General features: G+C 72.4%; 5 protein-coding genes. 2 read left to right on the top strand and 3 right to left on the bottom strand.

What is annotated here, in order from left to right:
- Window positions 1-6: 6 nt before the first annotated feature.
- The 3 genes from AMK18_RS10680 to AMK18_RS10690 all read right to left on the bottom strand — a co-directional run bounded on the left by AMK18_RS10680 (window position 7) and on the right by AMK18_RS10690 (window position 5,475).
- A complete protein-coding gene (locus tag AMK18_RS10680; RefSeq protein WP_073862631.1) occupies window positions 7-2,148 on the bottom strand; it encodes an RNA repair domain-containing protein in 2,142 nt (713 codons plus the stop codon).
- Entirely contained in the window at window positions 2,148-3,830 is a 1,683-nt protein-coding gene (locus AMK18_RS10685) for an RNA ligase family protein (RefSeq protein ID WP_073862632.1), read from the bottom strand. The genes AMK18_RS10680 and AMK18_RS10685 overlap by 1 nt, the downstream gene beginning before the upstream one ends.
- A gap of 85 nt (window positions 3,831-3,915) precedes the next feature.
- On the bottom strand, window positions 3,916-5,475 hold the full coding sequence (locus AMK18_RS10690) for an FG-GAP and VCBS repeat-containing protein (RefSeq protein WP_073862633.1): 1,560 nt from the start codon (window positions 5,473-5,475) through the stop codon (window positions 3,916-3,918).
- Window positions 5,476-5,916: 441 nt separating this feature from the next.
- On the opposite strand from AMK18_RS10690, the gene AMK18_RS10695 reads away from it, so the two are divergent.
- Window positions 5,917-15,030, top strand: a complete 9,114-nt coding sequence (locus AMK18_RS10695; RefSeq protein ID WP_073862634.1) for a DNRLRE domain-containing protein — start codon at window positions 5,917-5,919, stop codon at window positions 15,028-15,030.
- The gene (locus AMK18_RS10700; RefSeq protein WP_143202265.1) at window positions 15,024-15,557 is read left to right on the top strand and encodes a hypothetical protein; all 534 of its coding nucleotides are present in this window, start codon (window positions 15,024-15,026) and stop codon (window positions 15,555-15,557) included. Before AMK18_RS10695 ends, AMK18_RS10700 begins: the two co-directional genes overlap by 7 nt.
- Window positions 15,558-15,575 lie beyond the last annotated feature (18 nt).

Raw genomic sequence — 15,575 nt, forward strand, 5'->3', positions numbered from 1 at the left:
CGCGTATCACGCCACAGGGTTCGGGCCGGGGCCCAGCGACGCCCCCTTCAGCCCGCGCAGGACCTCCGCCCCGATCTCCGCCAGCCGGTGCGCCTCCGGGGGTGTCGTGCCCAGGCCGATCGCGTAGCCCGTGTGGGTCGTTGCCTCGATCGGGCGGGGCCAGATTCGGCAGTCGGGTGCGCCCGCTTCCGCGAGGGCGGCGGTGAGGGCGAGGAGGCGGCCTCGTAGGCGGCCTTCCTCGGATGGGGCTGCCGTCGCGAGGGCCCAGGCGGTGTGCTCGGTGAGCGGGGGCGGGGCGCAGAGCGCGGACGGTTCCGTGTCCAGGAGCTCCCAGGCACGGAACAGCTCCGCCGTCAGCAAGTCGCGCCCCGCGGCGCTCACCTGGGTCGTGCAGGAGCGGACCGGGGGAGTCGGGGTGTACACCGTCACCGGGTCGCCCGTCGCCGGGCCCTCGCCCACCGGGTCGCGCCAGTCCCATGCCGCCCAGGTCGCGAAGAAGTCCCGGAGGCCGCCGCCCTCGTGGGCCGTACGGGCCGCGAGGGCCGCCCACGCGATGCCCGGGAGGCCGCCGCACGGGGCGGAGTCCAGGCCCCTGGCCGCCGCCCACTCCTTCACGTCCCGGGCCAGGGCGGTGAACGCCTGATCGCGCGGGAACGCCTCCGCGTCGCTCACCGCGCTCAGCGCGACGGCCGCCGCCTCGCCCAACTCCGCGCGGCGCGCCACCGCTTCGCCCGGGGGCAGGGCGCCCGTCGCCACGGTGACCAGGTCCACCCGCAGGCCGTCCACGTACCAGCGCAGCCCGGGGACACGGGCCCCGCTCACCTCGCGCAGGTCCCGCGCCTCCGGGAAGGCGGCGGCGAGGCGGTCCCGTACGCCCGTGACGCCGGGGAGCGCCGCCACCAGGTCCAGATCCGCGCCGGGACGCGCACAGCCCATGCGCCGGGAGCCGACGAGGTGGACGTGCGCGTCTGGGAGGGCGGCGGCGACGCGGGCGGATACGGCTTCGGCCGCCTGGGTGGAGCGGGCGGTTTCGGCGGCCGCCCTCAGGGAAGCCGCGCCGAGCCCCACCCGTACCCCGTAGTGGTCCGACACATGCAGTCCACCCGGCCCGGGCTCTTCCCCGAGCAGGGTCGCCGTACCCGCCCGCAGCCGATCCGTACGCAGCAGCACCCGGTCCAGGCGGGACACCCGGCCCGAGAGGGACGAGATCGCGGCGAGCGGATTGGCCGACGGGTCGAAGGTCGGGGTGTCGTCGGCGGGGCCGTGCACCTCCGTCCACGCGTCCGCCATCGCCAGACGGGTCTGCGGGTGATCGCCGCCGTCGTTGAAGTCGCCGACGAGCAGCAGCTCGCCCGCCACGTTCGCCAACCCCGTCGCCAGGTCCGCGAGCTCCGCCTCGCGGCGAGCCGCGCCCTCGGGGGAGTGGTCGCTGCTGAGATGTGTGACGGCCACCGTGACCGGGCCGTCCGCCGTCTCCACCACCGCCGCCGCCACCGCCTTGTGCGGGCCCAGCACGTGCACCGCCGCCTCGCTCACCGGCAGGCGGCTGAGGAGCAGCAGACCGTGATCGGGGACGTCGTGGCCGGTTGGGTCGGTCGCGAGGGTGTAGTGAGCACTCACCCACTCACAGCCCAGCAGCAGTGTGAGCAGCGCGGGCTCCACCTCCTGGAGCGCGATCACATCCGCGTCCGCCGCGCGCAGCGCCTCGGCGAGCAGGGGGCGGCGGCGCGCGGTGTCGATGCGGTCGCTGTCGTAGCGGTCCCAGAGGGTGTTCCAGGTGAGGACGGTCAGCGGACCGCTCGGGCCCTTCGCGCCGGTCGTCGCCGGTTCCCAGGTGCCCGTCGCGGGGGAGTACGCGTGCGGGGTTCGCGCCGTGAAGTACGGGGAAGGCAGGCGGCGCGCCTCCCGTATCCGCCCGGCGTCCGTCGCGTCGATGCGGTCCGTGCCCGTCGCCCGGTCCCAGACCACTTCGCCGTCCGCCTCGAAGAAGAGGACCCGGTGCCAGGGGATGTCCCCGCCCGGCGTGAAGCGGTCCAACGGCACCCGCTTCGGCTCCCGGCCGCGCTGCGCCACGCCCAGCACGAAGCGCGCCGGGTCGAAGCGGGCGTCCCAGCGGACCCGGTGGTAGATCTCCTCGCTCGTACGCATCAGGCCCGGTCCTCCACGGTTCCGCTGGTGCCGATGTACCAGGTGCGGTGCGCCTGGCCGGGGTACGGGGGTACGAACCGGTGCAGCTGCGACGCCAGCACCTGCGGCGGTACGGGGTGCTCCCGGCGCCCGTTGCGCGCGGCCAGCTCCGCCTCGCCGATCCAGGCCACGGCATGCGTGACCAGGGCGTCGCGGCGGCGGGCGACCGCGTGGACCAGGGAGCGCTGGTGCGGGTTGAGCGAGGTGGCGTCCCAGACCACCGTCGCGCCGGGGACGAGGGCCGCGTCCAGGCGGTCCAGGCCCTCGCGCAGCACGTCCCCGTTGGCGCTCTGGTCGGCGCGCGAGCCCCGGGCCAGGCGCAGATCGTCCAGCGAGATGTACGTGGCGACCCCCGGCAGGCCCCGGCCGAAGGTGCTCTTGCCGCTGCCGGAGGGCCCGGCGAGCTGGACCAGGCGCGGGAAGTCCCCGGACCGCCACCGCCAGGTCGCGGCGACGGCCTCCTCCGCGGTGGCGATGCGACCGTCCGCGTACGCCTCTCGGGCCTGGGCCAGGCAGCGCGCGGCGGCCTCCGGCCCGAGATCGGCGAACGCCTCGGCCAGCCCGTCCGGCTCCCGCACCTCCGCCGCGTGCAGCGCCGACCACTCGACCTGCTCCCGCGCCTCGGCGGTGTCCGCCAGCGCCCCGGACACCGCGTGCAGCACGGACAAGTCGGCGGCGAGCGCCATCCGAGCGAGCCCGGCGCGCCGCTCCTCGTCGGGGTAGGGCTGGTGCAGCCCGGGGGCCAGTCCGACGAGGTCCGCGACGCGGCGGGCGAGCGGCATGCCGAGGGCGGGGGCCAGGAGCGGGGCGAGGGCGGGGCGGCGGGTGCCGTGCAGCAGGGCCGCGAGGACGCCGGCGAGGCGGTCGTCCCCGGTGCGGCCGAGGGCGTCCAAGGCGTCGACGGCGGCGAGAGCGCGCTCCGGCCCGCCTTCCGGCTCCGGCCCGGCTTCCGGACCGGCGCCCACCGCCGCGCGCAGCGCCCCCGCGTCCACCGGGGCTCCACTCCGTACCGCCCACAGCGCCGCCCCCGCACCGAGCCCGTTCTCCACGACCTCCGCGTGCATCCAGTGCGTATCGGTCACCACATGCCCCGGCCGCACCCACTTCCCGACGACGCGGCCGAACAGCGCGGCCGGGAAGCTCGCCGCCGGGCGGACGACGTACCCCTCCTGCCGCCCCGTGTCCGGCTTCACCGCGCGCAGCGCCTTCGCGTCGAACACCCCGCGCCACAGCACCGGCGGCGCCGGGATGCCCAGGGAACGCAGGAACTCCACGGTCCGGTCCCAGCCCAGGCAGCGGTCGCCGTCCCACACGGAGAACCCGTAGAAGTGGCTCTCCAGCGCGTCGTACGCCAGGGAGTGCCGCGCGAACATGTTCTCCCCGCAGATCCGCCACCCCTGCGGAATGCGTGCCCCGACGCGTGCCTGGAGGGCCTTCACCCAGGTCCGCGACGGATGGTGCGCCGAATCCAGCGAACGTGCGTGCAGCCCGTCCGCGTACAACGTGGTGTTCTCACCGTCCAGCTTCTCGGTGACGACGACCTCGGTCCCGGCCAGCGCCGCGAGATCGGTCATCCGCACGTCGTCGGACGTGGCCCCGGGCGACCAGGGCAGATGAGCCGTCCGTGGATAGTGCGTCCGCATGATCTTCCGCCCCCGTGCCGTTGCCGTATCCGGTCGGAAACTGTAGGGGCGGGGGCCCTGAGCGTACGAATGAATAACGCGCGCGTCAGTGCGGCAGCGCCGCCCCGAACGCGTCGCCGTCGCTGCCCGCCGAGAAACCGAGGTCGGCCTCCGCGAGGGCCGTGGCCGACTCCAGAGTGCCGGGCTTGACCTTGAGCACGGTGACGGTCCCGGCCGCGTTTCCGGGTGCACCGACCAGCGGTTCGACGCGGCCGTTGCCGTCGGTGTCCAGGGCCCCGACCGTCCAGCCGAAGTGGTCGCCGACGGCCGGGTCACCGGGCACCTTGTCGGTGTCCTGGTCGATCCACAGCGCGCCCTTGGTGGTGACACCGCCGGTCGCGTTGCCGAAGAGGATCATGGAGGCGCCGGCGCCGGTCGCGGAGCCGATCGCCTCGCTGCGCATGCCGACGACGAGGTCGTCCGTCCCGTCCCCGTCGAAGTCGCCCGAGGCGAGGCTGGACGCGAAGTAGTCCTCCATCTCGGGTGCGCCGGAGATGCCGGGGGAGTCCTGGTCGAAGAGCTTCACGCGGCTGGTGGCGGACAGGCCCTGGGAGCTCCCGTAGAAGACCGCGAGCCGTCCGGCCGCGCCCTTCCCGCCGACCTGCTCGTCGGACACGCCGACGGCGACATCCGCGTAGGCGTCGTCGTTGAAGTGGCCCACCGCCAGCGCGCTGCCCGCGAACTCGCCGATGCCGTCGACGTTGCCGGAGTCGATGTAGCCGCCGGCGGCCGGGGCCCCGTTCTTGATGGGGCCGTACAGGATGTGCAGCGAGCCCCGGTCGGAGCTGCCGGTTATCTGCTCGCCGATGGTGGCGGAGATCAGATCTCCGACGCCGTCGCCGTTGACGTCGGCCACAGCGAGCTGTTCGCCGAAGCGGTCCTCCTTCTCGGGGCCGCCGGGCACATTCGCCGTGTTCTGGTCGATCTGGATGGTGTCCTTGGCGTTCAGGCCGGTGGACGTACCGAACATGACCTTGATGGTGCCGGCGTTCGACGCGCCACCGGCGCTGTCGAGGGGCTGGCCGATGGCGAGGTCGCAGTAGCCGTCGCCGTTGACGTCACCCGTGGCCAGTGTGTACGTGAAGATCTCGTCCTTGGCCACGGCACCCGGGTAGGACGCCGTGTCCTCGCTGAAGGTCTCGGTCGTGGCGTTGTAGATCCCGCCGGAGCCGCCGTAGTGGACGCTCAGCATCCCGGCCCCCTCGACGTCCCCGATCGCCTCCATCGGCGAGGCCACCGCGAGGTCGGCGTACCCGTTGTTGTCGAAGTCGCAGCTGGCCACCGACTGGCCGAAGGCGTCGTCGTCCTCCGGGTCGCCCCCCACGCCCGGAGACGCCTGGTCGATGCGGACCGCGCTGCGGGAGGGCCCGGTGGAGGTGCCGTTGGCGATGATGACCGAACCGGCTCCCGCGTGGCCGGACACGGTGTTTCCGGGCAGGCCGACGACGAGGTCCGGCTTGCCGTCGCCGTTGAAGTCATAGGGCTTGGCCGCATGGCCGGAGCCGGCCGTGAGGGCCACCGTCGCCACCACACCCACGGACGCGAGCAGGGCGACGGCCGCATGCCACGCCTTGGGCCGACGCTTCGTTGCCTTCTCTTCGGCCATGACTGTCCTTCACTCGTCTCCGGGGCATGCCGAGTTCGCTCCATGGCCGGTTCTTGCACCATGAGTGCCTCACACGGAAGGCGGAACAGTGGTTCGCGGTGCGGTCCGTGCGATCGACGTCGCAGGTTATCCCGTTGATCATCTCGACTTGATCACGGTCGGACGGCCGCGCGAGGCGGTGAATCAAGGCTGGCCGAAACCGTTTGTCGCAGGCAGGGATGGGTAGTTGAGCCTGTGGAGGAGACGTGGAGACTCCGTGTGACACGGACTCGGGGTGACATGTCGTTATGAATCCGTTGTCATGGCCATGGTTCGGGCGTCCGTTGATCACTTAACGTGTACGCCGCCGAGGTCTCGTGATCTTCGTCGGGTCCCGGCTCCCTGCTTCCGGCCGATCGCTCCCCACGGGTGGGCGGTCGGTCTTCGGTTTGAAGGAGTTCCGTGCCCAGCCGCCCCCGCCCCCGTCCGCACGCGGTCTTCCGGCACGCCTTCGCGTGGCGCTCCTCGCGCGTCGCCGCCCTGACGGCGGGCAGCGTGCTCCTGGCACTGGGCGCGACCCTGCTGCCGCCCCCCGCCCTGACGCCGTTCGCGCGCGCCGCCGACGCCGCGGCGCCCTGGTCCGACACCGAGGCGCCCACGCAGCGCACCGGGACCGCGGCGGGCCGCGACCACGAGGTCGGCGCCGACCGCACCGACGCCACCGGCCGCAACGGCCTCGACCCGGCGGACCTGGAGGCGGGCGACGGCGCCCTGCCGCTGCACGACGGCGGCAACGGGTTCGCACCGGTCGAGCCGGAGGCGGCGCAGACCGCCCTCGAACCGGGCACCGAGAGCACCGAAGAGGACGGCACGACCGGCTACGACCCGGACGAGAGCGTCGAGATACCCGCCGAACGGACGTCCACCTCCAAGGAGTTCGGCAACCCCGACGGCACCCGCACCACCCGCGTCTACACCGAGCCCGTGCACTACGAGGACGCCTCCGGCACCTGGCAGGACATCGACACCTCGCTGGTCCCGGCCAACGAGGCCAAGGGTGCTCCCGAGGCCGCGAAGACGGACAGTGACCGGCTGGCCGCCGCCTCCGACGACACCGGACTCACCCTCGCCCCGCAGGGCGACGACCCGGCCCTGGCCCGGCTGACGCTGGACGAGGGGCAGCATGCGGTCGGCTTCGGGCTCGACGGTGCGTCGGACACCACCGCGCAGGTTCACGGCGACACCGCGCACTACGCCGGCATCCGGCCGGGCGCGGACGTGACCCTTCAGGCGACGCACGGCGCGGTCAAGGAGACCATCGTCCTCGACTCGGCCGACGCCCCGCACATCTGGACGTTCCCGCTCGATCTCGACGGGCTCACCCCCTCCCTGGACGAGCACGGCGCGGTTCTCCTGAAGGACGCCGACGGTGCCGCCCAGGCCGTCATCCCCAAGGGCTGGATGGAGGACTCGTCGCACGACGCGGAGACCGGCGGCCCCGCCCTCTCCGGCGACGTCGACTACGCCCTCACCGAGAAGGACGGCCGCTGGTCGCTGAAGGTCGAGCTGGACGACGCGTGGCTCGACGCGCCGCAGCGTGTGTACCCGGTCAGGGTCGACCCGAGCGTCGACGACATCGACAGCAACGGGGACGCCTTCGTCCAGGACTCCTGGCCGGACAGCAACTTCGCCGGGGACGACGAGCTCAAGATCGGCAGCTACGACGGAGGCACCAACCGCGCCATCAGCTACATGCGGTTCAACAACGTCACCAGCAAGCTCAAGCACCGCTACATCCTCAACGCGGACCTGGGCCTGTTCAACGTCTGGTCCTCCAGCTGCAGCGCCCAGAAGATGACGGTCAACCAGGTCACCGGCTCGTGGAGTTCCACCACGGTCACCTGGAACAACCGCCCGGCGAGCCTGGACCACCTGGTCGCCTCCGACTCGTTCGCGTACGGCGAGAACTGCGGCGGCTCCAAGTGGCGGACCATCGACCTCGGCAACAAGGGAGTCGACCTCGTCCAGGGCTGGGTGGACGGCTCCATCACCAACAACGGGCTGGCGATCTGGGCCGACTTCGACAGCTCCGGCCCCTGGAAGCGCTTCGGCAGCGCCAACTCGGCGAACAAGCCGTACCTCAGCGTCACGCACAGCGCCTACGGCGCGCAGTACACCGTCGGGTCGCAGACCGCCCCGCTGACCGGCGGCCAAAGCGGTGAGGTGGACGTCACCGTCAAGAACACGGGCGACTTCACCTGGGAGCCGCAGGGCTGGAACGAGGTCCGCCTCGGCACCCGGGTGCGCAACTTCAGCACCGGCGCCCTCATGGAACAGAAGGCGTTCACCCGCCTCAACGAGCGCCTGACCCCGGGCGACGACACGACCCTGAGCGCCCGCATACCCCCGCTTCCCCCGGGGAAGTACAAGATCAACTTCGACGTGCAGCGGCTGCGCGACCAGAAGTGGTTCTCCACCGAGAGCGTCCCCGTCGCCACCGTCACCGTCACCTCCCAGGACATCGGCCCCCGCGTCACCGACGTCTACCCGCACCCCGGCGGACAGGTCGGCAGCCTCACCCCGACCCTGTTCATGGACACCGAGACCGTCGACCACTACCCGGCCGGCGCCGCGATCGACCACTACTTCGAGGTCTGCTCGGGCACCGCGGCCAAGCCCACGGGCTGCGTCAACTCCGGCTGGCAGACCAAGCGCACCTGGAACGTCCCCGCGGCCAAGCTGACCTGGGGCAAGCAGTACCTCTGGCGCGTCAAGGCCCGCGAGAACGGCCTGGCGACCGCGCTCAGCCCCTTCTACACCTTCACCACCGCCGTCGAGCAGCCCGCGATCACCTCGCACCTCGGTGACCAGGGGCCGGCCGGCGACGGCCGCGAGGTCGACCCCGGCATCGGCAACTACACGACCACCGACACCGACGCGACCGTCGCCACGACCGGCCCCGGCCTGACCGTGTCCCGCACCTACAACAGCCGCGACCCCCGCTCCGACAACGCCTTCGGAGCCGGCTGGACCACCCGCTACGACATGCGGATCACACCCGACGGAGACGGCACCGGCAACGTCGTCGCCACCCTGCCCACGGGCCGCCAGGTCCGCTTCGGCAAGAACCCCGACGGCAGCTACGCACCCCCGTACGGCAGCTTCTCCACCCTCACCTCGGTCACCGGCGGCGGCTGGACGCTGACCGACAAGGATCAGACCTCGTACGTCTTCGACGGCGACGGGCGCCTCACCCAGGTCACCGACTACCGCGACCGCGCCCAGACCCTCGCGTACAACACCTCCGGCGAGCTGACCACCGTCACCGCGGCCGGTGGCCGTGCCCTGCACCTCACCTGGTCCGGCGGTCACGTCAAGACGGTCACCACCGACGCCCCGGCGACCGGCGCGAACCCGCTGACCTGGACGTACAGCTACGACGGCGACCGGCTGACCCAGGTCTGCGGCCCCGAGGACACCACCGGGCACTGCACCGCCTACAGCTACGGCGACGGCTCGCACCACCGCACCGTCGTCCACGACGCCGGACCGTTCTCCTACTGGCGCCTGGACGAGAAGGACGGCGCCACCGACGCCGCGAGCGACCTCCCGCTCGACCGCGACGAGCACGCCGCGACCTACCAGGACGTCCAGCTCGGCACCGCCGGTGCGCTCAAGGGCAGTGCCGACACCGCCGCCACCTTCAACGGCACCACGTCCTACGTGCAGCTGCCGGACCAGCTGATCTCCGACACCCCGTACCTCACCGCCGAACTGTGGTTCCGCACCACCGGCAGCGGTGTCCTGCTCAGTTACCAGGACCACACCCTCGAAGAGGCCACCACCGGCAAGAACACCCCCGCCCTCTACGTCGGCACCGACGGAAAGCTGCGCGGCGAGTTCTGGAACGGCAAGGCCGCCCCCATCACCTCGGCCACCACCGTCAACGACGGCACCTGGCACCACGCGGCCCTGACCGCCGCGGGCAACACCCAGACGCTGTACCTCGACGGCAAGAAGGCCGGCAGTCTCAGCGGCGACATCACCCAGTACGACCAGCGCTTCGTCTACCTCGGTGCGGGCTACTGGAACGGCTGGGCCGCCACCACCGGCACCATCGGCCACCTCACCGGCGACATCGACGAGGCGGCCGTCTACAGCCGCCCCCTCGGCGCGAGCACCATCGCCCAGCACCACGCCGCCGCCCAGGTTGCCCAGCAGCTCACCGGGGTGACCCTGCCCAGCGGCCGTGTGCACTCCGCGGTCACGTACGACACCGTGTACGACCGGGTGTCCTCCTACACCGACGCGAACGGTGGCGACTACAAGCTCTCCGACCTCGCGCCGACCGGGACCGACGCCAAGCCCGCCACCGACGACCAGGACGCCACCGCCGGCACCACCACGCTCACCGTCACGGTCACCGACCCCGAGAAGCGCACGTCCGCGTACACCTACGACCCGCTCCAGGGCAACCGGCTCATCAGCCAGAAGGACACGGCGGACCACACCGGCACCTTCGCCTACGACACCGGCGGCTTCCTGGCCGCCACCACCGGCCCCGACGGCACCGTCACCCGCTTCGGCAACGACGAACGCGGCAACAAGGTCTCCCAGACCACCTGCCGCGACGCCGCCGACGAGGCCACCTGCCACACCTCGTACTACGCCTACTACCTGAACGCCTCCGACCCGCTCGACCCCCGCAACGACCAGCTCACCGCCGTCCGCGACGCCCGCTCGGCGAGCGCGTCCGACGACACGTACAAGACGGCGTACGGCTACGACGCCCACGGCGACCGCGTCTCCACCACCACCCCGGCCACCCCGGACTTCCCCTCCGGCCGCACCGAGTCCTCCACCTTCACCGACGGCACCGAGAGCGCGGTGGGCGGCGGCAAGGTCCCGGCAGGCCTGCTCGCCGACACGACGGACGCCCGGGGCGGGGTGACCGAGCGGGCGTACACGGCGGCGGGTGACCTGGCGGAGGTGACCGACCCGGCGGGCGCGGTCTCCCGGTACGCCTACGACGGGCTCGGCCGCGAGACCGCCCAGACGGCGGTCTCCGACGCCCAGCCCGACGGCGTCACCACGACGACCGTCTACGACGGTGAATCCCGGCCGGTCACGGTGACCGACCCCGCCGTCACCAACGCGGTCACCGGCGAACAGCACCGGGCGAGGACCACGTACACCTACGACGCCGACGGCAACGTGCTCACGGAGTCGGTCTCCGACACCGTGGGCGGCGACCCGGCCCGCACCACCGAGCGCGGCTACGACACGCACGGGCGGCAGAAGTCGGAGACCGACCCGTCCGGGGCGACCGGGACCAGCACCTACGACGTGTTCGGCCACCGCGTCGCCGGCACCACGGCCGACGGCCAGAGCTACGCGTACGCCTACACCGCGCTCGGCGCGGTCGCCGAGGTGACCCTGAAGGACTGGAAGGGCGACCCGAACAATCCGTCCGACCCCGTCGACAAGGTCATCGACTCCTACGCGTACGACCCGGCGGGCCGGCTCGCCGAGCACACGGACGCCATGGGCCGCACCACCCGCACCACCTACTACGACGACGGGCTGGAGGCCCGGCAGATCCTGACCGGGTTCCACGACCCGGACGGCACCACCCGGGACCTCGTCCTGAGCGAGAAGAAGTACGACGCCGCGGGCAACCTCACCTCCGAGACCACCGGCAACGGCACCGTCACCACCGCCTACGAGGTGGACGCGGCCGGCCGCACCACCGCCGAGGTCCTCGACCCGGCCGGCCTGGCGCGGCGCACCGCCTACACCTTCGACGCGTCCGGCGCCGTCCTCACCGAGACGCACACCGGAGCGGGCGGCAGCCGTGCCGAGAAGGTCACCTACGAGCGCGACATCACCGGCGAGGCCACCCGCCTGACGGTGGAGAACGGCGACGAGGACCTGGTCACCACCCGGACCGTGGACGACCGCGGCCTGGTGCTGTCCGAGACCTCGGCGCGGGGCAACGCACCCGGTGCGGACGCCGCCGCGTACACCACCGACTACGGCTACGACGCGCTCGGCCGCCAGACCGAGGCGAAGGCGCCCCCGGTCACCGCGGAGACCCGCGACGGCGGCGCGAGCACCGTCCGCCCGGTCACCCGCACCGGCTACAACGCCTTCGGCGACCCGACCGACCAGCAGGACCCCGACGGGAACGTCACGCACACCACGTACGACGGACTCGGCCGGGAGACCGCCACCACCCTGCCCGGTTACACCCCGCCGGGCGGCTCCCCGCTCGTCACCCGCACCTCCCGCACCTACGACTCCGCGGGGCGGCCGGTCACCGAGACGGACGAGCTGGGCGGGGTCACCACCTACACCTACGACCAGCTCGGCAACCTCGCCGGGGTGACCCGGCCCGCCCCCACCGAGGGCGCCGACCGGCCCGTCACCACGATGACGAACGACCTCCTGGGTGAGCAGCTGTCGGTCACCGGGCCCACCGGCGCCCGCTCCGAGGCCACCTACGACGACCTCGGGCGGCAGATCACCTCGACCCGGCTGGAGCGCACACCCGCTCCGGGCGCCTTCACCACCACGCTGACGTACGACGACGCCGGCAACCTGGTCGCCACGAAGAGCCCCACCGGGCTCACCGAGGGCAGCGAGTACAACGCGGCCGGCGAGCCGGTCTCACAGACCGACACCGCCGGGAAGAAGACGCTCCACACCTACGGGCCGACGGGGCTCACCACCTCGACCACCACCCCGCAGGGCCGGACCACCCGCGCCGGATTCGACCTGGCCGGGCGCGCCGTCTCCGCCTCCGACGAGGACGCCACGGGCAAGGTGCTGAGCACTCGCAGCTCGACGTACGACGCCGACGGCAACCCCGTCACCGTCACGGACGCCCTGCACCACACCGTCCGGCAGAGCTACGACGCGCTGGGGCGGCTCACCGAGCTGGTCGAGCCCGTCGACGCCGACACGTCCATCACCACCACCTTCGGCTACGACGCCGCTGGCCGGCGGACCCGGCTGACCGACGGCCGGGGCAACACCACCTGGACCACCTTCACCAGCCACGGACAGCCGGAGTCGATTGTCGAGCCGTCCACCACGGCCGACCCGGCCGAGGCCGACCGCACCTGGACCACGGTGTACGACGCGGCGGGCCGGCCCGCCGAGGAGCGCCAGCCGGGCGGCGTGACGCAGAAGCGCGCCTTCGACGCGCTGGGCCGCGTCACCGAGGTCACAGGGTCCGGCGCCGAGGCGGCGACCGTCGCCGACCGCTACGGCTACGACGCGGCCGGGAACCTCACCTCGGTGAGCGCCCCGGGCGGGACCGACCGCTACACCTACGACGACCGGGGCAACCTGCTCACTACGTCCGGCCCCTCGGGCACGGCCACCCTGTCCTACGACGAGGAGGGCCACCTCACCGGGCGCACCGACGCCGCGGGCCACGCGGTCTTCGGCTACGACACGGCGGGCCGCCTCGCCTCGGCGGCCGATCCGCTGACCGCGACGACCCTGACCTACGGCTACGACAACGCCTCCCGGCTGACCTCGGTCGGCTACGGCGCGTCGGGTGCCAAGCGGTCCTTCTCCTACGACGCCCTGGACCGGCTGACCTCCGACACGCTCAAGGCCCCCGGCGGCGCGACGACCGCGGCCACCGGATACGGCTACGACGAGGCGTCCCGCCTGGTCTCGGAGACCACCAGCGGCACGGCGGGCGACGGCGAGCAGGACTACGCCTACGACTGGGCGGGCCGGCTCACCGAGTGGACCGCGGCCGACGGCGCGAAGACGCCGTACGGCTGGGACGCCGCCGGCAACCGCACCAAGGCCGGCACGGTCACGGCCACGTACGACGCCCGGAACCGGCTGCTGACCGCGGGGGACACCTCGTACAGCTACTCACCGCGCGGCACCCGCACCGGCAGCACCGAGGGCGGCGTCACGCACACGGCGGCGTTCGACGCGCTGGGGCGCATGATCACCAGCGACGACACCACCTACACCTACGACGGCCTCGGCCGCGTGGTGGGCCGTGGGGACGACACCTTCGCCTACGCCGACCAGTCGAACAACCTGGTCAGCGGCGGCGGCTCGCTGGTCGTCCGGGATCCCGCAGGGGACGCGCTGGCCACCGCGGACCCGGACGGCGGCAACGCCTCGGCGGTCCTCTCCGACCAGCACGGTGATGTGACCGGCCGCTTCGCACCGGCCACCGGTGAACTCTCGGGCTCCTCCGCGTACTCGCCGTTCGGCCAGGTCACCGCCCGCACGGCGGACGGGACGGGCACCCTGGGCTACCAGGGCGAGTACACCGACCCGGACTCCGGGCAGGTGGACATGCACGCCCGCTGGTACGACCCGTCCACCGGCGGCTTCTCCTCCCGCGACTCCTGGACCCTGAACCCGGCGCCGTCCGGTCAGGCCAACCGTTACGCGTACGGGGCCGGCAGTCCGCTGCTGAACACGGACCCGAGCGGGCACTGCCTTGAGGACCTGTGCGTCGGCGAGGCGATCGTGGTCAGCCTGCTGGCCGGGTACGTGGGGTCGTCCATCTCCGAGTACTACCGGCAGCACCCGGTGCACATCACGTGGCCGTCCTTCTCGTGGCCGTGGTCGCACTCCAGCAGCTCGGCGACGCCCTCGTACACCAACATCTTCGGCAACTCGATGTCGTCCACCGCGAGCGCCATTGCCGCCCAGGCGGCGGCCCAGGGGGCGGCCGCCCGGAGGAACGCCCGTACCCCGGTGGCGGATCACCCGAGCTCCCCCGGCTACACCCCCTACCGCAGCCCCGGCCGCCCGCAGGCTCCCCGTCCCCCGGGTCCGCCCCCGCCGCCCCCGCCGCCGCCGTGGGCCCAGATGATCAAGGCCGTCCTGCGCGTGGTCCAGGCCAGGCCGACAGGCAGCACGGACACGGACGCCGAGCACCAGCGGTACGTGGACGACGCCTTCACCCGCGCCCAGAAGGACCTCAACCTCACCGAGGAGCAGCTGCGCGGCTACTTCAAGCTGTTCCCCGACGGTGACGTGGACTCCAACCCGAGCAGTGCACCTTCACCGCAGCCGAGCCCTTCCGCCGGCAACAGCAGCGGCGCGGGGGATCCTTGCTCGCGGTCCAAGGAGGAGCGGTTCTACTACGAGCCGTTGGTCGACGGCCGTCCGCAGGGCGCGATCGCGCTCATCTGCCCGCAGGACCTGAAGAAGCCGAACCAGGGCCGGGACGACAGCGGGGACCCGTATGTCGCCGGTTTCCCGGATCCGAATCCCGTCGATGCCGACGGCCTCTACATCTACAACCGGACGCATATCGTCGCGGACCGATTCGGCGGCGAATGGCGGTCGGAGAACCTGTTCACCGGCTATCGGCTGATGAACACCAGCGGAATGAAGCGATGTGAGAACAAGATCGCAAAGCAGCTGCAGGCAGGAAATCCGGTGCTCTATTCGGGTCAGCTGACATATCCGAACGATTCGACGAAGATGCCGGACGCCATTCATATGACGGCCGTCACGAAGAAGGGGGTACTCTTCAACACCCCCGTTGCGAACCTGCAGAGGAAGGGCAATTCGTGTTGAGGCGCCTGAGTGATCTGGAGCGAGTCCTGCCGGGGCTGAGGGCCCGGCGTCCCTCCCAGGGCAGGACCATCGACTGGCAGGAGTTCGCCCGGGTGCTGGGCACCGACCTGCCGAGCGACTACAAGGAGCTGAGCGAGGCGTACCCGACCTTCACCGTCGGCGGCTTCCTGGTCGTGGGCGCGCCCAGGCCGGGACAGGAGGCGCAGTCCGCGGCGGGCAAGCTGCGGGCGCTGGGCGTGCTGGAGGAACTGGCCGAGGACGACATGTCCCACGGATACGTGCCCTACCCTCAGCCGGGAGGGCTGCTGCACTGCGCGGAGACCAGCTCGGGCGACCTGTTCTACTGGCGCACGGGCGACCCCGACCCCGACGCCTGGCCGGTGGTGGTGAGCACCAGGAACGACGACTGGTGGGAGCACGAGGACGGCCTGCTGTCCCTCCTGACGGGGCTGATCTCGGGCGAGGTGCCCCCGTGGGGGCTGCCGGAGCCGTTTCTCGGCAGCGATGCGGAAGTGCGAGTGGTGTGAGATGACGCAAGCGCAGCA

Origin of the sequence: Streptomyces sp. CB01249 (assembly GCF_001905735.1) — a bacterium.
Classification (GTDB): Bacteria; Actinomycetota; Actinomycetes; order Streptomycetales; family Streptomycetaceae; genus Streptomyces.

Bases quoted from the DNA above. Each gene is read 5' to 3' on its own strand.
- AMK18_RS10680 (WP_073862631.1), bottom strand. From the start codon at position 2,148: ATGCGTACGAGCGAGGAGATCTACCACCGGGTCCGCTGGGACGCCCGC.
- AMK18_RS10690 (WP_073862633.1), bottom strand. From the start codon at position 5,475: ATGGCCGAAGAGAAGGCAACGAAGCGTCGGCCCAAGGCGTGGCATGCG.
- AMK18_RS10685 (WP_073862632.1), bottom strand. From the start codon at position 3,830: ATGCGGACGCACTATCCACGGACGGCTCATCTGCCCTGGTCGCCCGGG.